This window comes from Pseudomonas guariconensis, from assembly GCF_024127895.1.
Lineage (GTDB): Bacteria > Pseudomonadota > Gammaproteobacteria > Pseudomonadales > Pseudomonadaceae > Aquipseudomonas > Aquipseudomonas guariconensis_B.
Map to the genome: position 1 here is coordinate 238041 of NZ_JAMYBK010000003.1, position 16586 is coordinate 254626.

The following is a 16586-nucleotide window of genomic DNA, read 5'->3' on the forward strand; positions in this document are numbered from 1 at the left end:
CTGCTCAGTTATCCTGGTCCCGCGGCGGCATCGGCTGCGGTTCGGGCGTCGGCTGAGTGGCCGGCGCGTCGGGCTGCTGCATCTGCAGCGATGGCTTGCTCGGGTCGGCGTCCTTGGCCGGATGGTCGTTGTCACGGTCGAAACAGCCGCCGAGCAGCGTCAGGCTGCCCAGCAGGCAGATCAGTGGAGCCATGCGCATGGGATGTCCTCCTGCGCTGGAACGTGAGCGCAGTGCCAGGAGGCCCGGCACTGCGGGATGCCGCTACGAGCGACCGCCCTTGCGGCCCGACTCGCTCGACCGGCCAGCGCCGGAATGCTGGCCGCCCTTGCGACCGGCTTCGGAGGCTTTCTGGCGGTCATTGGCGAAGTTGCCCGGGTTCTTCGATCCACCCTGGCTGCCGGTCCTGCTGTTCTCTTTGTTGGCCATGGTTGCTACCTCGTGTGGCTTGGGATGCACGGCCGTGTGCCGTACATAGCTTGGGAGTACGGCGGCAAGGCGGGATTCGCTCGATTCCGCTATCCACCGGACCGGTGGCGTTAAATAAGCGACCGGCGCTTATTGGTGCGCCAGGCTTACAAAGACTGCCTAGCCTTGCCGTGGATCGCCTCCAGCCTCCTCCAGCACCCGTTGCCGTCGGCCCAGCCAGCCGCCGGTCACTCCCCAGCCCAAGGCGATCAGCGCGCCGATCAGCATGGCCAGTTGCGGATGCTCGCCGATCACGTCCAGCCCGCGCTTGACCCAGCCGCTCAAGGCATCGCCACCTCGGTAGACCACCGTGTCGATGAAGTTCTTGGCCTTGTACTTGTCCTCGGCCGGCAGCACGGTGAACAGCATTTCCCGCCCGGGCCGGACCAATGCGTATTCGCCGGCCCGGCGCACCACCATCACCACCACGAACACCGCGAACACCGGTGCCAGGGCCAGCCACAGGAAACCGACGGCCATCACCAGCGGCACCACCACCAGCAGCACGCCTACGCCCAGGCGCCGGGCCAGGCGGCCGGTGACGAACACCTGGGTGAGGATCGCCAGGGCCTGGACCACCGTGTCGATCAGGCCGAACACCTGGGTCTGGCGGGTGCGGTCGGTGAAGGTCTCGCTGACGATGCGCGCCTGCTCGAAGTACAGGAAGGTGCTGACGCTGGCCAGCAGCACCACGAACAGGGCGATGCCCAGCAGGTAGGGCGAGCGCAGCACCGCCGTGGCACCGGCGAAGGGGTTGCCGCCCAGCGGCCGCGACGGCGGGTGCTCGGCCAGGGCCGGCAATGGATGGCGGTCGCGCCAGTGCTGCAGGTAGCCGGCCGCCGCGATGCTGCCGAGCAGGAACAATCCGGCCAGCAGCAACAGCCCGGCATGGCCCAGCGGTGCCACCAGCAGCGTGCCGAGCAACGGACCGCTCAGGCCACCGAGGCTGGCACCGGCGGCCAGCAGGCCGAACAGGCGCTTGCCCTGGGCGCTGGTGAACAGGTCGGCGAGCACGCTCCAGGCCAGGGAAATGGCCAGCAGGTTGAACACCGACAGCCAGATGTAGAACGCCCGTGCGTTCCACAGGTCGTCGGGATCGCGGGCGAACAGCAGGGCGAACAGCCACAGGTTGCTGACGAAGAAGCCGTAGGTCCAGGGCAGGATGCGCCGGCGCCTGACCCGCGAGGCCAGCCAGCCGAACAGCGGCAGGCATGCCAGGGTGACCACGAAGGTGCCGGTGAACAACCATTGCAGGTTCTCCACCCCACCGGCCACGCCCATGGTCTCGCGCACCGGGCGCAACATGAAATAGCCGGTGAACAGCAGGTAGAACAAGGCCAGCCCGGCGACCACCGCCGGGCCTTCGCCAGGCTGGATGTTCAGCCCCTGGTCCAGGCGCCGCCGCCAGCCGTCCATGGCGTCAGGCGAACAGCTTGACCAGCGCCTGCTGTTGGGCCTCGCTGAGCAGCGGCCCTGTGCCGGCCTTGAGCTGGTCGAGCTGGCGCTCCGGGCGGCTGGTGGCCGGGATCACCGTGGTCACCGCCGGGTGGCTGATGGCGAACTTGAGGAACAACTGCGCCCAACTGCCGATCCCGACCTGCGCGGCCCATCCCGGCAATGCCTGGTCCTTGACCCTGGCGAACAGGCGGCCATCGTCGAAGGCACGGTTGATCAGCACCGCCACGCCCTTGTCCTGGCACAGCGGCAGCAGTTCGCGGGCAGCCTCGGGGGCGTTGACCGAATAGTTGATCTGGATGAAATCCAGGGGCTCGCTGCGCACGATGCGCGCCACCTCGTCCTGGCCACTGGCCAGGTAATGGGTGATGCCGACGTAGCGGGTCTTGCCCTGGGCCTTGAGTTCGCGCGCATAGGGCAACTGGGTCCGCCAGTCGCGCAGGTTGTGGATCTGCAGCAGGTCGACCTTGTCGGTACGCAGGCTCCTGAGGCTGCCGGCCCATTGTTCCTCGGCGGCGGCGCGGCTGTCGGCGGCGATCTTGGTGGCCAGGAAGCACTGGCGGTGCCAGCCGCCCTCCTCCAGCAATTGGCCGAGGATGGCGTCGGCGCCGCCGTAGTTGGGCGAGGTGTCGATCACCTTGCCGCCCCCCGCGAAGAACAACCTCAGCACGTCCTTGAGCTGCTGGTACTGGGCAGAGCCCGAGCGGACCTCGAAACTGCCAGAGGTGCCGGCGCCGATCACCGGCAGGGCTTCGCCGGTGGACGGCACCTTGCGGGCCAGCAGGCCGCTGGCGGGCTCGGCGCGCAACCAGGGTGTGGTCGCCAGCAACCCCACCGCCGCGCCGGCACGTAGGACATCGCGACGCCTGAACATAGAAAAGCCTCCGTCATGAGTCGGAAACTTTACAAGGCTAGCTGCTGGCCCTGGTGCTGTCCGGGGATTCTGTATCCGGATGTTTAGGCTTGGGGCCGCTTAGCGGCCCCAAAATGCCAGAGGCCTACAGCAGCAAGCTCAGGTCCAGCCCCTGCTCCGTCATGGGCGGGCACCAGTAGTAGCCACCGGTCAGTGGCCGGCTGAAGCGGTACAGGCCATCGACCACACCGTCCTCCAGGCCACTCATGCGCCGCAACTGCACTTCGAAGGCATCGAAGGCATGCCCCAGGGCGACGAACGCCAGGCCAGCGCCGCGCTCGTCGGCCCAGGCCAGCGAGCGGCGAACGATGAACGCCTCCGGCTCGAAGCTTTCCTGGGCGGTACGCTTGACGTGGGCCGACGCAGGCGCGTCCTCCAGCTCTTCGTTGTCGTCGAGGCGGCGGCCGATGATGTTGTCCTGTTCGTCCTGGGGCAGCGACTTGAAGTAGCCCAGGTCGTGCTTCCACAGCTGGAAGGCGGCGAAACTGGAGCCGGCCAGGCCCACCTGCTCGCCAGCGACGATCGCCGCCTCGACGGCGGCCTCGTCCACCGGGTTCTCGGTGCCATCCTCGTAGCCACTGAGGTCGTGGCCACCGCGGTGCAGGAAGCCCTCGACGCTGTCCACCAGGCTCAGCGCCGGGGCCAACAGCGCCTCCAGCGCCTGGGCGCGCAGAAACAGCTCGCCGCGCTGTTCACCGCGCAGCCACAGCCACAGGCCATGCTGGGTGCTGGGGTTCTCCACCGCCGCGTCCAACTGCGGGAAGGCGCGCAGCCCCGGAACCTGACGCCCCAGTGCTTTGGCCAGCGGCGCGCCGACGCCCAGGATCAGTGCCTGGCCGTCGACCTGCGGCAGCAGCGCATCCAGCACGGCGGGCAGCGCCTCGGCCGCATGGACGGTGAAGAACAGGTGACGGGCATGGGCCGGCACCGGGGTGGCAAGCAGACCTTGCTGGAACGGCATGACAGGCTAATCCTCGGCAAAAGCGCGCATGCTAGAGCCGCAAGCCGCAAGCTTCAAGCTCCAGGTGGCGCGCAGATCTGCTTACCCTCGCAGCTTGCAGCTAAACTGCTCTCAATTTGCCAAAGGGATGCCCACGATGACCGCCTCACCCCTGCTCACCGCTGTCCTACCCCTCGCCCTGGGCATCATCATGCTCGGCCTTGGGCTGTCACTGACCCTGGCCGACTTCGCCCGAGTGGTGAAGTACCCTAAGCCTGTGATCGTCGGCCTGGCCTGCCAGCTCGTGCTGCTGCCATTCGTGTGCTTCCTGATCGTCAATGGCTTCGGCCTGGAGTCGGCGCTGGCGGTGGGGCTGATGCTGCTGGCCGCGTCGCCCGGCGGCACCACGGCCAACCTGTTCAGCCACCTGGCCCATGGTGACGTGGCATTGAACATCACGCTGACGGCGGTCAACTCGTTGATCGCCATCCTCACCATGCCGTTGCTGGTGAACCTGTCGCTGATGTGGTTCATGGCATCCGACCAGGCCATCCCCCTGCAATTCGCCAAGGTCATGCAGGTGTTCGCCATCGTGTTGCTGCCGGTGGCCCTGGGCATGCTGATCCGGCATTGGGCACCGGCTTTCGCCGCGCGCCTGGAGAAGCCGATGAAGCTGGTGGCGGCGTTGTTCCTGGCCTTCACCGTCATCCTGGCGCTGGTCAAGGACTGGCAGACCGTGGTCGAGTACGCGCCGGTGGTCGGCGTGGCGGCGCTGCTGTTCAACCTGCTCAGCCTCGGCGTCGGGTACTGGGTACCGCGCCTGTTGAACATTCCCAAGCGCCAGGCCATCGCCATCGGCATGGAGATCGGCATCCACAATGGCACGCTGGCCATCGCCCTGGCGTTGAGCCCGACCCTGTTGAACAATCCGACCATGGCGGTGCCGGCGGCGATCTACAGCCTGATCATGTTCTTCACCGCGGCGGCGTTCGGCTGGTGGGTGAGCCGTGGGCAGAAAGTGGCGCCTGTGAGCGGGCGCGAGCCGGTGAACTGAGGCGGTATCGCTATTTTGGGGCTGCGAAGCGGCCCCAGCATTTGCCGACCCCGACGGCGTGACAAGCGATTTACCCAGCCCTTCGAGCCGCCCGCCGCCGTGCCTTGAGCTGGCGCTTGAGCACCCGCAGGGGCGGTGCATAGAAAAATCCGAACGAAACGCCGCCCTTGCGCCCCGGCATGGCATGGTGCAACCGGTGCGCCTGGTACAAGCGCTTGAGGTAGCGATTGACCGGCCTGGGCGCGTTCGGCCAGTGCCGGTGGAACACGCCATCATGGGCCAGCACGTACGCCACACCGTACCCCGCCACACCGGCGCCGACCCACTGCAGCGGCGCATGCCCGGCCTTGCCCAGCGCCACCAGCCCGGTCGCGACCAGGGCCAGGGCGAGCAGATAGACGTCGTTGGTCTCCAGCATCCCCAGGTGCGGCTCATGGTGCGAGCGATGCAGCCACCAGCCCCAGCCATGCATGATGTACTTGTGGGCCAGCGTACCGACGCCCTCCATGGCCACCAAGGTGCCGAGCAGGATGGCGATATTGAACAGCATGTGACGATCCGGGTTGGCAACGAAGGGTGCAAGATTAACATTGCCTACGCTGCCCACGGCGGGTTTTTCCCAGGGCGCGGGGGCTAGCTGCAAGAAAAGCGCGTAGGTGCGCGTCCCTCTTGTAGCTTGCCGCTAGTCCCCGTCCCGCAGGTGGCGCTCCTTCATTTCCTGGCGTTCCTTGGCCTCGATGCACAGGGTCGCGGTGGGGCGCAGCAGCAGGCGGCGCAGGCCGATCGGTTCGCCAGTCTCCTCGCACCAGCCATAGTCGCCGCGCGCCAGGCGCTCCAGGGCCTGGTCGATCTTGTCCAGCAGCTTCTTCTCCCGCTCCAGGGAGCGTAGCTGCCAGTGACGCTCTTCTTCGGCACTGCCGATGTCGGCCGGGTCGCTGTGTACTTCCTGTTCGCGCAGGGTGCGGAATTGTTGTTCGATGCGTGCTTGCAGCTCGGCGCGCTGAGCCAGCAGCAGGTTGCGGAAGAACTGCCGTTGCGGCTCGTTCATGTAGGCATCAGGGCTCTGGCGGAGGAGTTCGTCTTCGGTCATGGTCATTACTCGACAAGGAAGGGGCAGGAGGCAGATAGCGTAAAAATGTTATGTTATAACAAGATCATTGCAAGTCCAGGGGCCCCGATAAAAACCCAATGCCTTGCCTTGGCACAGCGCGGCTTCCAGACTTGCCGGTTTCCCGCCAAGGACAGCCCAATGCACGTACGCCCTACCCTGCCCCGTGATATCCCGTCGCTCCCTGCCATCGAGCGCTCGGCCGCCCAGGCATTCGCCCGCCTCCCGGCACTCGCCTGGCTGGCCACCGACGAAGTGCTTGACGAAGCCGCGCACCAGGCCTTCATGGAGGCCGAAGGCAGTTGGGTGGCGGTCGACGCACAAGAGCGGCCACTGGGGTTTCTATGCGCCCGCCCGGCCGGCGATGCGTTGCACATCCATGAGCTATCGGTACGCCTGCAAGCCCAGGGGCAAGGCGTCGGAGGCAGCCTGCTGGCACAGGTCATCAGTGCGGCACGGCATCGAGGTATCCCGTTGCTGACATTGACCACCTTCGTCGAGGTGCCGTGGAATGCCCCGTTCTATGCACGCCGCGGATTCGAAGTGATTGCGGCGGATCAGCTGGGTGAGCGCCTGCGCGAGCTGCTGGCCGAAGAGCGGCGCCATGGGCTGGAGGGCCGTTGCGCCATGCGCCTGGTTATTTGAACCCATGGAACATTGAGTTGAACATGCGGTTGACAGAGCGCCCTGTCGGAACGTGATCAACGTCGCATGTCGCTACCCAGTTCGATCCACACCGGCGCATGGTCGCTGGCCTTGGGCTCGTTGCGTACCCAGGCATCCACGCCAGCGGCCTCGAGCCGGGGTGCCAGGTCGGGGCTGAGCAGCAGGTGGTCGATGCGCAGGCCGGCGTTGCGTGGCCAGTGGTTGCGAAAATAGTCCCAGAACGTATAGACCCGGGCGTCCGGGTGAAGCTGGCGGATGGCATCGCTCCAGCCCTGCGCCAGCAGGCGCTGGTAGCATTCGCGGGACTCGGGCTGGAGCAAGGCGTCCTTGCGCCAGGAGCGTGGGTTGTAGATGTCCTGGTCGGTGGGCACCACATTGAAGTCGCCGGCCAGCACCGTCGGGTGCCCGCTGTGGCGCAGCGTCGCGGCATGCTCGATCAGCCGCTCGAACCAGCGCAGCTTGTACTCGAACTTCGGCCCCGGCTGGGGATTGCCGTTGGGCAGGTACAGGCAAGCCACCAGCACGCCGTGGGCGGCCGCCTCCAGGTAGCGGCTCTGGGTGTCCTCCTGCATGCCCGGCAGCCCACGGCGCACCTCCAGCGGCTGGCTGTCGCGGGCAAGGATGGCGACGCCGTTCCAAGAGGGCTGGCCATGGTGCAGGCAACCATAGCCCGCCGCCTCCAGGGCCTCGCGGGGGAAGTCCTTGTCAGCGGCCTTGAGCTCCTGCAGGCAGGCGATGTCGGGCTGTTCGCGCGCCAGCCAGGCGAGCAGCCCGGGCAGGCGGCTGCGGATGCCGTTGAGGTTGAAGGTGGCGATCTTCAATGTCTTCATGCGTCTGGGTCGTCCACATGGGCCTGTACCGCCTCCGTGAGGGCTCGCGCGTGGGCCTGGTCGGCCAGGGCCTTGAGCGCCAGCCAATCGTCCCAGTCGATGGCGCCATCGTCGCGCAGGGCCTCGGCGGTACGGATCAATTCATGATGATAGGCGTCCGGCGACTCGCGCCGGTAGCTTTCATCGTCGTACTGGGCGTACCAGGCTTCCAGCTCGGGGATGCTGCGTTCGATGCTCATGGGCCTGCTCCTCGCTGCGACCTTTGAATGTCTGAGCCCGGGGTGCCGGCAACGTTCAAACGCGAGCGCCGCCTGGGCAGCGCCGCGTGGAAAAAATTAAACCTTTGCCCCGAAGCTGCGCTCAACCGTTCGCGACACCGACGTCGCGGCAACCGATAGCGCGAGGCCAGAAATGAGTAACGATGCATTGCGAGCGGAGGTTCTCACCCGCCTGTTCCATGCCCATCCCCAGGGGCTGGGCAATGAATTGCTGGACAACTACCGTGGCGAGAAGGCCGTGGCCGGCATGCTCAAGACCCTGCAGGAGCAGGGGCTGATCCAGGACGGCAGCGTCAGCGTCGATGCTGGGCACCAGATCAGCGTCAACTACCCGATCAAGCTGTCGTCGGCGGGGGTCGACGCGGCGAAGAAGATCGAGGGGTGACGGGGCGCGAAGCGCCCCCTGTGTGAACAAGGCCCGCCGTCATTCCCGCTTCTCATGATCCCGAGGCGGCTTGGCTGGCCCCTGCGGATCGACCTGCGGGTCTTCCAGGTCCGGGGAGTCCGGATCGAAGCCCAGGTCCTGCGGCTGGGTGGCATGTTCGGAGGAATGCGGCCCCTTGGCGGGCTGCTGTGGCTTGCGGTCTTGCCCTGGCGTGGTCATGGCGTCGTCTCCCGGCGAAATGTCTACGGAAGAGCCCCTGGGCCGTGCAAAGTTTGATTCATCTGCCCGCCCCCACGCCCGACGGCATCAACCCGCCCCTGGCAATGCGTCAAGACGCGCCTGGCAGGCTGCCAATGCCGCCGTGCGGGTATCCAGCATGCCTTGCAACTGCTCCAACTGCCGGCGCATCTGCTCGCTGGCGCCCTGGACCTGGGCCAGGATCGCTCGCAAGCCCTGGACCTGGGCGTCGCGCTGCTCCAATTGTTCCTCCAACTGCGTGTGCTGCGTGGCCTGCTGGCGAGTCTGGGCCAACAGGCGTTCATTGTCGCGATGCAGTTGGGTCAGCTCGGCCTGCCTGGCGAGCATGCCCTGCTGCAACTGCTCCTGGGCGTCGCGGGCATGGCGGTGCTTTTCTTCCAGCGAGCGAACTTGCTCGTCCTTGTCGGCCAGGCGCACCTGCAGCTCGCCCAGCGACTGGTTGAGGCTGGCGCTGCGCAATTGCTCGCGCTGCAGAGTGCTCTGGGTGGCCGCCAGCTTCTCGGACTCGGCCGCCAGCGCACTGGCCTGGACCCGCTGCTGCTGGTGCGCCGCCACCAATGCCTGCTGGGCAAGCTGCAACTGTGCCTCGAGCTGCTGCCGTTGTTCGGCGAACGCCGCCTCGGCCTCGTGGATGCGCGCCTGCGCTTGTTCATGCAGTTGTTCGGCCAGTTGCTCGACCAGGCGCCCCAGTTGCTCGTTCAGGCCCGCCATGCCCAGCGGGGCCGATGGCGACTGGCTGTCCAGCTCCTTGAGGTAGCGGTGGATGGTGGTCTTCGAGCCGGTATTGCCCAGCTCGACACGCACCGCATCGATGCTCGGGTGCTCACCCCGGGCCAGCAGCGCCTCCCGTGCCTGCTGTACCGCTGCCTTGTCGATCCCGCCCCGGGCCATGTTCGCTCCTGTGATTCGTACCGTGGTATGTACCATGTAATTACGTATCGAATTCTGCGGATTGTCGGAGCACCTTTCAAGCCCTTCTACGAGCGACCATTCAACCGCGACACAAGGTCGCGTCCACGGGGGCGTCTCTTGATACAGGTCAATACGCCGGACAGGGTTCGCGAGACGATGGTCGGGCGGGTGCCCCGCACTGCCAAAGGAGATCGCTATGTCGTCGCTGAGCCACATCCTGGTCGCCACCGACCTGTCCGCACCTGCCCGCCATGGCGCAGAACGCGCCGCACTGCTGAGCAAGGCACTGGACGCCCCACTGGACCTGCTGTTCGTGGCGAACCCCGCACCCTTCGAGCGCCTCCGGCAGATGGTCGCGCCAGAGGACGACCTGCTGGAGCAAGTGCTCCAGAGCGGCAGGGAAAAGCTCCACGAACTGGGCGAGCGGCTGTTCCAGCAGCATGAAGTCGCCGCTGGCACGCATGTCATGTCTGGCCCGGTCGTCCCCCAGATCATTCGTGCCGTGCAGGAAAAGCAGGCGAGCCTGCTGGTCTGCGGAGCGAAAGGCGAGAGCACGGCCCGCCGCCTGCTCCTGGGCTCGACCGCACAGCGGCTGCTCAGCCACATGCCCTGCCCCATGCTGGTGGTCAAGCAACTGCCGCGCCGCGACTACCGCACCCTGCTGGTGCCGGTCGATTTCTCGCCTTCGTCCCGGCGCTCGATCGCCCTGGCCAAGGCCATTGCCCCGCAGGCCGAGATCATCCTCCTGCACGTGTACGAGGCCCCGTTCGAAGGCAGCATGCGCTTCGCCAACCTCGACAACGACACCCTCAGCCACTACCGCAACGTGATCAGGAAGGACGCCCAGGAACAGCTCGCCGCCCTGGCCGAAGCCTCGGGCCTGCCCATGGCGCGCCAGGTCGCCGTGCACGGCGACCCGGCCTGGCGTATCGTCGAACAGGAACAGGAGCTGGACTGCGACCTCATCGTGATGGGCAAGCAAGGCGAGAGCGCCCTGGAAGAACTCTTGGTCGGGAGCATCACCAAGCATGTCCTGAACGCGTCCCAGTGCGATGTGCTGGTGACCCTGTAAGCCATGCCCTGGCGGCAGGATGCCGCCACCGCTACCGAAGCCCATAGAAGGCCCGAGCCTATGAATCTTCCCTCCTCCGATCCCTGCGCAGCCCACGCTACCCCTGCCTGGCAGGCACTCTCGGTCGCGGAGGTCGAGCAGATGCTGCGCACCGGGCCGGAGGGCTTGCAGGACGTCGAGGTCGCCAGGCGCCTGGAGCTGTACGGGCCCAACCGGCTGCTGCCACCCAAGCGCCGGGGGCCGTTGCTGCGCTTGCTGGCGCAATTCCACAATGTTTTGCTGTACGTCATGATCGCTGCGGCGGTGATCACCGCCTTGCTCGAGCACTGGGTCGATACCTGCGTCCTGCTCGCCGCGGTAGTGATCAACGCCATCATCGGCTTCATTCAGGAAGGCAAGGCGGAAAGCGCCCTGCAGGCGATCAGGGCGATGCTCGCGCCGCATGCGATGGTGATTCGCAACGGCATCCCCCAAGAGATCGATGCCGCCGAGCTGGTGCCGGGCGACCTGGTCGTACTGGCCTCCGGCGACCGGGTGCCCGCCGACCTGCGCCTGGTGGCGGTCAAGGAACTGCGCGTCGAGGAAGCCGCGCTGACGGGCGAGTCCCTGCCGGTGGAGAAGGACACCGAGGTGGCCCAGGCCGACGCGCCACTGGGCGACCGCCACGGCATGGCCTATTCGGGCACCGTGGTGGTGTACGGCCAGGCCAGGGGGATCGTCGTCGGCACCGGCGCGGCGACGGAGCTGGGCCGGATCAACCAGATGCTCGCCGACATCCGCGGCCTGGCCACCCCGCTGCTACGCAAGGTCGATCGCTTCGGGCGCGTGCTGGCCGTGACCATCCTGGCCATCTCCGCCGCGACCTTCGTCATCGGCACGCTATGGCGCGGCCATCCACCGGCGGAAATGTTCATGATGGTCGTGGCGCTGGCGGCTTCGGCGATCCCCGAGGGCCTGCCGGCGATCATGACCGTGACGCTCGCCCTCGGGGTACAGCGCATGGCCCGGCGCAAGGCGATCATCCGCCACCTGCCGGCCGTGGAAACCCTGGGCTCGGTGACCGTGATCTGTTCCGACAAGACCGGCACGCTGACCCGCAACGAGATGACCGTGCAGCGCGTCGTGTGCGCCGGCCACGTGTTCGATGTCGGCGGCGTGGGCTATGCCCCGGTCGGCGATTGCAGCATCGATGGGCGCATCGTCGATCCTGGCGATTACCCGGCCCTGGGCCTGGCGATCCGCGCCGGGGTGCTGTGCAACGACGCCCACCTGCGCAATGAAGACGACTGCTGGCGGGTCGAGGGCGACCCCACCGAAGGCGCCCTGCTGGTGCTCGGCGGCAAGACCGGTTTCGAGCCCTCGGCCTGGACCCGCCTGGATTCCATTCCCTTCGAATCGCAGCACCGCTTCATGGCCACCCACCACCTCGACGGCGAGGGCCACTCCTGGATCTTCGTCAAGGGCGCCCCGGAGCGCATCCTCGAGATGTGTCACCGGCAACGCGACCACGATGGCGAGCACCCGCTGGATGTCGACTACTGGCGGCGCATGACCACCGACACGGCGGCCCAGGGCCTGCGTCTGCTGGCCCTGGCCTGCAAACGCTCGGCGCCGCAGGAGGGCAGCCTAGGCCACCAGGACATGGCCTCGGGGTACACGTTGCTGGCCCTGGTCGGGATCGTCGACCCACCGCGCGAGGAGGCGATCAGGGCAGTCGGCGAATGCCACCACGCCGGTATCCGGGTGAAGATGATCACCGGCGATCATGCCGAAACCGCCCGAGCCATCGGTGCCCAGCTGGCCATCGGCGTCGGCAAGCCCACCCTCACCGGCGCCGAAGTGGCGATGATGAGCGACGAAACCTTGCGCCAGGTCGTGACGGAGGTGGACGTGTTCGCGCGCGCCAGCCCCGAGCACAAGCTGCGCCTGGTGAACGCGCTGCAGGACAACGGTCAGATCGTCGCCATGACCGGCGACGGGGTGAACGATGCGCCTGCGCTCAAGCGCGCGGATGTCGGCATCGCCATGGGCCTGAAGGGCTCCGAGGCGGCCAAGGAGGCCGCCGACATGGTGCTGGCCGACGACAACTTCGCCACCCTCGCCACGGCCGTGCGCGAGGGCCGGGCAGTCTACGACAACCTGAAGAAATTCATCCTGTTCATGCTGCCCACCAATGGCGGCGAAGCGCTGGTGGTGATCGCCGCCATCCTGTTCGAACTCGCCCTGCCGCTGACGCCCGCGCAGGTGCTGTGGATCAACATGGTCACCTCCAGCACGCTGGGGCTGGCCCTGGCCTTCGAGCCGGCCGAGCGGGACATCATGACCCGCCCGCCGCGCGCGCCCAGGGAGCCTTTGCTGTCGGGGTTCTTCGTGTGGCGGATCCTGATGGTCTCGGTGCTGATGATGTGCGGGGCGATGGGGCTTTTCCTCTGGCAGATGAGCGAAGGCGCCAGCGTCGAGACCGCCCGCACCATGGCGGTCAATGCCGTGGTCGTCGCGGAAATGTTCTACCTGGTCAATACCCGTGCCCTGATCGCGCCGGTCACCAACCGCGAAGGCCTGCTCGGCAACCCTTACCTGCTGCTGGCCATCGCAGCCTGCGTGCCGTTGCAGCTGTTCTTCACCCATGCGCCGGTCATGCACGAGATCTTCGGTTCTACCGACCTGACGCTGCTGGAATGGGGGAAAGTCGTGGGCGCCGGGTTGCTCGTGTACCTCGTCGTGGAGCTCGAGAAGTCCATGATCCGCCGCACCCGCCTGGCGGCGAGGCTGGCCATGGCGGCGTACGATCCGCCGGGGCGCTAGGGGTACAGTCAGTTAAAGCTGTTTAGCCGACATTTGGGGCCGCTTCGCGCCCCATCGCCGGCAAGCCGTCCCCCACAGGGCTCCGCGTCAACCTAAGACTGGGTGATCTCCCGCTGGGGGGGGGGGCGACAAAACCACTCGATGCTCACACCACCTTGCGCAACGCCGGCAACCGGACCAGCGACCACCCCGCCTCGGATTCCGCCAACGCCAGGCGAATCCCGTCCAGGGGCATGGTGTTCAACAGCGTCAGGGCCAGGTCGCCGACCATCCAGTTGGCGGTGTTGGACGCAATCACCCGGCCATCGGCGGAAATCAGCACGGCCTCGTGTTCCAGGCGCATCAGGCTGCGCACCAGCAGGCGCTCGACGTTGTGCAGCGACAGGTCCAGCCCGGCCACGCCGATGAAGCGGCCCTGCACCAGAATCGGCATGGTGAACGTCAGCACGTACATGTTGGTGCCGTAGAGGTCCACGTAGGGCCCCTCCACCACGCTCTTGCCGGTGTCGCGCGGCCGGCTGTACCAGGGCATCGCGGTGTAGTCATAGTAGTTTTCCCGGCGCCGGTCGAAGTTGGGCCGCAGCGGGAGGGTCTTGCCGGCATCGGCCAGGTACCACCACTCCAGGTGCATCTCCCGGTCGGCCAGGCAATTGGGTTCCACGATGATCCCGCCGCCACAGCCAAAGGCACCGGTGACCAGCAACTGCTGGTCGATCGCCGGCCGCAGGGAGGCCAGGTCCCTGGCGGCGGGCTGGCGCCCCTCGGCCAGGACACGCTCCCAGAGCTCGCGGGTTTCCTCCACCAACTGGCGGACCTGGCTGAAGATGGTCTCCAGCGTGCTGTCCAACTGCTGGGCGCAGGCGGCCAGGGGGTCGTTGTCGCTCAGGGCAAACATGGTATTACCTCACGCAGGTTCGGCTTTCTTGTTATGGGTCGCCTCGGGTCAAGGCATTGTGACGCAATTACCACGCCAGGCCTGGCGCGCTGCTTCCGGTCGGCGGCGTTCAGCCCCCGTGCGCCTCGGCCAGCAACTCCAGGCGCAGGCTGATCAGGCGCTTGATGCCGCGGCTCACATGCGCCTCGGCCAGTGCCCCGGCCAACACCGCATCGCCCGCCACCAGCGCCTGCAGGATCGCCCGGTGCTCCTGCTCCACCACCGTCACATCGCCACCGCCGGCCGCCTCCATCCACAGCAGCTCGCCCACCTCCGACTGCAGGCGCATCTCGGCGTTGGTCAGGCGCAGCGACTGGGCGGCGGCGGCCACCTCGATGTGGAAGCGTGCATCGGCCCGATGGCGTGCCAACCGCGAGCCGGCCTGGCTGAGCATGTCGATGTGCTGGGCGATGCGCGCGTGCTGCTCGGGCGAACTGCGCTTGGCCGCAAGGCGCGCAGCGGTGCCCGAGATGGCGGTCTGTTCGTCGCCCAGGTCACGCAGGTCCGGGCCGCTCATGTCGCGCAGGCGCTGCAACAGCAGCGCCTCGGGCAGCTCCACCGGCGCGCAGACGAAACTGCCGCCGTTGCGGCCGCGGCGCGTTTCGATCAGCCCCCGCTGGCGCAGCACCACCAAGGCCTCGCGCAGCGTGACGGTGGCGACCCCGAGCTGCAGGGCCAATTCCGATTCGCTGGGCAGTTGCTGCCCTTCGGCAAACAACCCGAGCTCGATGGCTTCCATCAACTTGCGCGCCACTTCATCGGTACGCCCTTCCTGGCGCAACCGGATGAATGCGGTATTACGAGCAGTATTCAGGGCAGTCATTGCCTCTCCCTATCGAGCATTGCCTGGCGTGGCGCGAGCCTCGGCCAAAAGGTTCAGTTCCGTATCTTATAACCAAGCGCAAGGCCTCCGATACCGATTGATCGCCCATTCTACCTCTCGACAAGGCGTTTCAGGGTACTGTTGGCAACTCTCTAAATTTAAGATATGGTTTCATATGTTTACAGCGTCGACAGGCCACCGTGGCTTCTGCTGTGCCTGCGTCCAGCGATTTCCACCAACAAGACCGACCAAGGAATACGCCATGCAAACCAAACTCCTGATCAACGGCCAGTTGGTCGATGGGCAAGGCAGCCCCTATCCCGTGTACAACCCCGCCGAGGGCACGGTGCTGGTGACCATCCCCGAGGCCAGCGGCGCCCAGGTCGATGCTGCCGTGCAGGCGGCCGACCAGGCGTTCGACAGCTGGTCGCAGACCCCGCCCAAGGAACGCGCGCTGCTGCTGCTCAAGCTGGCCGAGCGTATCGAGGCCGAGGCCGAGCTGCTGGCCCGCCTGGAGTCGCAGAACTGCGGCAAGCCCTACCAGGCCGCCCTGAACGACGAGATCCCGGCCATCGCCGACGTTTTCCGCTTCTTCGCCGGCGCCAGCCGCTGCCTGTCGGGGTCCGCCGCTGGCGAATACCTGCCCGGGCATACCTCGATGATCCGCCGTGACCCCCTCGGCGTGGTCGCCTCCATCGCGCCGTGGAACTACCCGCTGATGATGGTCGCCTGGAAGCTCGCCCCTGCCCTGGCTGCCGGCAACTGCGTGGTGCTCAAGCCCTCCGAGCAGACCCCGCTCACCGCCCTGGCGCTGGCCCGGATCATGGCCGAGCTGTTCCCCGCCGGCGTCGTCAACATTCTCTTCGGCCGCGGTCCGAGCGTGGGCGAGCCGCTGGTCAACCATCCCAAGGTTCGCCTGGTGTCCCTCACCGGCTCCGTCGCCACCGGCGCACGCATCATCTCCAGCACCGCCAGCAGCGTGAAGCGCACCCACATGGAGCTGGGCGGCAAGGCCCCGGTGTTGATCTTCGATGACGCCGACATCGACGCAACCGTCGAGGGCATCCGCGCCTTCGGCTTCTACAACGCCGGCCAGGACTGCACCGCCGCCTGCCGACTGTACGTCCAGCAAGGCGTCTACGACCGCTTCGTCAGCAAGCTTGGCGAAGCGGTGGCGAGCTTGCGCATGGGCCTGCAGGACGACCCACAGACCGAACTGGGGCCATTGATCACCCGCGACCACCTGGAGCGCGTCGAAGGCTTCGTCGAGCGCGCCAAGGCCCAGCCACACATCCGCGTGGTCACCGGTGGCAAGCGTGTCGACGGGCCGGGCTTCTTCTTCGAGCCGACGGTGCTGGCCGACGCCCGCCAGGACGACGAGATCGTCCAGCGCGAAGTCTTCGGCCCAGTGGTCAGCATCACCCCCTTCAGCGACGAAGCGCAGGCGCTGGCCTATGCCAACGACTCCGACTACGGCCTGGCCTCTTCGGTGTGGACCCGCGACCTCGGCCGCGCCAGCCGCCTGGCCGCGCGCCTGCAGTACGGCTGCACCTGGGTCAACACGCACTTCATGCTGGTCAGCGAAATGCCCCACGGCGGCATGAAGCAGTCGGGCTACGGCAAGGACATGTCCATGTACGGCCTGGAAGACTACACCTGCGTGCGCCACGTCATGTTCAAGCACTGA

General features: G+C 66.8%; 18 protein-coding genes and 1 pseudogene. 6 read left to right on the plus strand and 13 right to left on the minus strand.

What is annotated here, in order from left to right:
* Positions 1–4: 4 nt before the first annotated feature.
* The 5 genes and pseudogenes from NJF35_RS05910 to NJF35_RS05930 all read right to left on the minus strand — a co-directional run bounded on the left by NJF35_RS05910 (position 5) and on the right by NJF35_RS05930 (position 3795).
* Positions 5–199, minus strand: coding sequence for a hypothetical protein (locus tag NJF35_RS05910; protein WP_225787872.1), 195 nt, complete (start codon positions 197–199; stop codon positions 5–7).
* 63 nt (positions 200–262) lie between these two features.
* Positions 263–382: pseudogene (locus NJF35_RS05915) on the minus strand (general stress protein); the annotation flags it as partial.
* A gap of 204 nt (positions 383–586) precedes the next feature.
* Positions 587–1882 carry an NTP/NDP exchange transporter gene (locus tag NJF35_RS05920; RefSeq protein ID WP_253090812.1) on the minus strand — a complete coding sequence of 432 codons (1296 nt, stop codon included), beginning with the start codon at positions 1880–1882 and terminating at the stop codon, positions 587–589.
* Between the two features lie 4 nt (positions 1883–1886).
* Entirely contained in the window at positions 1887–2795 is a 909-nt protein-coding gene (locus NJF35_RS05925) for an aldo/keto reductase (protein WP_253090813.1), read from the minus strand.
* A 124-nt stretch (positions 2796–2919) separates the two neighbouring features.
* Positions 2920–3795, minus strand: a complete 876-nt coding sequence (locus NJF35_RS05930) for a Dyp-type peroxidase (RefSeq protein ID WP_225787876.1) — start codon at positions 3793–3795, stop codon at positions 2920–2922.
* Positions 3796–3931: 136 nt separating this feature from the next.
* On the opposite strand from NJF35_RS05930, the gene NJF35_RS05935 reads away from it, so the two are divergent.
* The gene (locus NJF35_RS05935; protein WP_253090814.1) at positions 3932–4828 is read left to right on the plus strand and encodes a bile acid:sodium symporter family protein; all 897 of its coding nucleotides are present in this window, start codon (positions 3932–3934) and stop codon (positions 4826–4828) included.
* A gap of 70 nt (positions 4829–4898) precedes the next feature.
* On the opposite strand, the gene NJF35_RS05940 is transcribed toward NJF35_RS05935, so the two are convergent.
* On the minus strand, positions 4899–5378 hold the full coding sequence (locus NJF35_RS05940; RefSeq protein ID WP_253090815.1) for a sterol desaturase family protein: 480 nt from the start codon (positions 5376–5378) through the stop codon (positions 4899–4901).
* Positions 5379–5510: 132 nt separating this feature from the next.
* Positions 5511–5918 carry an RNA polymerase-binding protein DksA gene (dksA, locus tag NJF35_RS05945; protein ID WP_253090816.1) on the minus strand — a complete coding sequence of 136 codons (408 nt, stop codon included), beginning with the start codon at positions 5916–5918 and terminating at the stop codon, positions 5511–5513.
* A gap of 159 nt (positions 5919–6077) precedes the next feature.
* Here dksA and NJF35_RS05950 point away from each other — a divergent pair, with 159 nt between their 5' ends.
* Positions 6078–6581 carry a GNAT family N-acetyltransferase gene (locus NJF35_RS05950; RefSeq protein WP_253090817.1) on the plus strand — a complete coding sequence of 168 codons (504 nt, stop codon included), beginning with the start codon at positions 6078–6080 and terminating at the stop codon, positions 6579–6581.
* A 56-nt stretch (positions 6582–6637) separates the two neighbouring features.
* Here the strand turns inward: NJF35_RS05950 and xth are convergent, their stop codons facing one another.
* Entirely contained in the window at positions 6638–7432 is a 795-nt protein-coding gene (xth, locus tag NJF35_RS05955; protein WP_253090818.1) for an exodeoxyribonuclease III, read from the minus strand.
* Positions 7429–7671 carry a hypothetical protein gene (locus NJF35_RS05960; RefSeq protein WP_225787883.1) on the minus strand — a complete coding sequence of 81 codons (243 nt, stop codon included), beginning with the start codon at positions 7669–7671 and terminating at the stop codon, positions 7429–7431. The genes xth and NJF35_RS05960 overlap by 4 nt, the downstream gene beginning before the upstream one ends.
* A gap of 172 nt (positions 7672–7843) precedes the next feature.
* On the opposite strand from NJF35_RS05960, the gene NJF35_RS05965 reads away from it, so the two are divergent.
* Positions 7844–8095 carry a hypothetical protein gene (locus tag NJF35_RS05965; RefSeq protein ID WP_253090819.1) on the plus strand — a complete coding sequence of 84 codons (252 nt, stop codon included), beginning with the start codon at positions 7844–7846 and terminating at the stop codon, positions 8093–8095.
* Positions 8096–8134: 39 nt separating this feature from the next.
* Here NJF35_RS05965 and NJF35_RS05970 read toward each other — a convergent pair whose 3' ends face one another.
* A complete protein-coding gene (locus NJF35_RS05970) occupies positions 8135–8314 on the minus strand; it encodes a DUF6021 family protein (protein ID WP_253090820.1) in 180 nt (59 codons plus the stop codon).
* 87 nt (positions 8315–8401) lie between these two features.
* Positions 8402–9244, minus strand: coding sequence for a DNA-binding protein (locus NJF35_RS05975; protein WP_253090821.1), 843 nt, complete (start codon positions 9242–9244; stop codon positions 8402–8404).
* Positions 9245–9461: 217 nt separating this feature from the next.
* Between NJF35_RS05975 and NJF35_RS05980 the strand changes: the two genes are divergently transcribed.
* Both NJF35_RS05980 and NJF35_RS05985 read left to right on the plus strand, forming a co-directional pair.
* Positions 9462–10337, plus strand: a complete 876-nt coding sequence (locus NJF35_RS05980; protein WP_225787887.1) for a universal stress protein — start codon at positions 9462–9464, stop codon at positions 10335–10337.
* Between the two features lie 60 nt (positions 10338–10397).
* Positions 10398–13142, plus strand: coding sequence for a cation-transporting P-type ATPase (locus NJF35_RS05985; RefSeq protein ID WP_225787888.1), 2745 nt, complete (start codon positions 10398–10400; stop codon positions 13140–13142).
* Between the two features lie 145 nt (positions 13143–13287).
* Here the strand turns inward: NJF35_RS05985 and NJF35_RS05990 are convergent, their stop codons facing one another.
* The gene (locus NJF35_RS05990; protein ID WP_225787889.1) at positions 13288–14037 is read right to left on the minus strand and encodes a cache domain-containing protein; all 750 of its coding nucleotides are present in this window, start codon (positions 14035–14037) and stop codon (positions 13288–13290) included.
* Between the two features lie 109 nt (positions 14038–14146).
* Positions 14147–14899: a FadR/GntR family transcriptional regulator gene (locus NJF35_RS05995; protein ID WP_253080152.1), complete on the minus strand. Its 753-nt coding sequence runs from the start codon at positions 14897–14899 to the stop codon at positions 14147–14149.
* 262 nt (positions 14900–15161) lie between these two features.
* Between NJF35_RS05995 and NJF35_RS06000 the strand changes: the two genes are divergently transcribed.
* On the plus strand, positions 15162–16586 hold the full coding sequence (locus tag NJF35_RS06000) for a gamma-aminobutyraldehyde dehydrogenase (protein ID WP_253090822.1): 1425 nt from the start codon (positions 15162–15164) through the stop codon (positions 16584–16586).

Bases quoted from the DNA above. Each gene is read 5' to 3' on its own strand.
- NJF35_RS05910 (WP_225787872.1), bottom strand. From the start codon at position 199: ATGCGCATGGCTCCACTGATCTGCCTGCTGGGCAGCCTGACGCTGCTC.
- NJF35_RS05985 (WP_225787888.1), top strand. From the start codon at position 10,398: ATGAATCTTCCCTCCTCCGATCCCTGCGCAGCCCACGCTACCCCTGCC.
- NJF35_RS05975 (WP_253090821.1), bottom strand. From the start codon at position 9,244: ATGGCCCGGGGCGGGATCGACAAGGCAGCGGTACAGCAGGCACGGGAG.
- NJF35_RS05935 (WP_253090814.1), top strand. From the start codon at position 3,932: ATGACCGCCTCACCCCTGCTCACCGCTGTCCTACCCCTCGCCCTGGGC.
- NJF35_RS05950 (WP_253090817.1), top strand. From the start codon at position 6,078: ATGCACGTACGCCCTACCCTGCCCCGTGATATCCCGTCGCTCCCTGCC.
- NJF35_RS05920 (WP_253090812.1), bottom strand. From the start codon at position 1,882: ATGGACGGCTGGCGGCGGCGCCTGGACCAGGGGCTGAACATCCAGCCT.
- dksA (WP_253090816.1), bottom strand. From the start codon at position 5,918: ATGACCGAAGACGAACTCCTCCGCCAGAGCCCTGATGCCTACATGAAC.
- NJF35_RS05980 (WP_225787887.1), top strand. From the start codon at position 9,462: ATGTCGTCGCTGAGCCACATCCTGGTCGCCACCGACCTGTCCGCACCT.
- xth (WP_253090818.1), bottom strand. From the start codon at position 7,432: ATGAAGACATTGAAGATCGCCACCTTCAACCTCAACGGCATCCGCAGC.
- NJF35_RS05965 (WP_253090819.1), top strand. From the start codon at position 7,844: ATGAGTAACGATGCATTGCGAGCGGAGGTTCTCACCCGCCTGTTCCAT.
- NJF35_RS05940 (WP_253090815.1), bottom strand. From the start codon at position 5,378: ATGCTGTTCAATATCGCCATCCTGCTCGGCACCTTGGTGGCCATGGAG.
- NJF35_RS05995 (WP_253080152.1), bottom strand. From the start codon at position 14,899: ATGACTGCCCTGAATACTGCTCGTAATACCGCATTCATCCGGTTGCGC.
- NJF35_RS05925 (WP_253090813.1), bottom strand. From the start codon at position 2,795: ATGTTCAGGCGTCGCGATGTCCTACGTGCCGGCGCGGCGGTGGGGTTG.
- NJF35_RS05990 (WP_225787889.1), bottom strand. From the start codon at position 14,037: ATGTTTGCCCTGAGCGACAACGACCCCCTGGCCGCCTGCGCCCAGCAG.
- NJF35_RS06000 (WP_253090822.1), top strand. From the start codon at position 15,162: ATGCAAACCAAACTCCTGATCAACGGCCAGTTGGTCGATGGGCAAGGC.
- NJF35_RS05960 (WP_225787883.1), bottom strand. From the start codon at position 7,671: ATGAGCATCGAACGCAGCATCCCCGAGCTGGAAGCCTGGTACGCCCAG.
- NJF35_RS05930 (WP_225787876.1), bottom strand. From the start codon at position 3,795: ATGCCGTTCCAGCAAGGTCTGCTTGCCACCCCGGTGCCGGCCCATGCC.
- NJF35_RS05970 (WP_253090820.1), bottom strand. From the start codon at position 8,314: ATGACCACGCCAGGGCAAGACCGCAAGCCACAGCAGCCCGCCAAGGGG.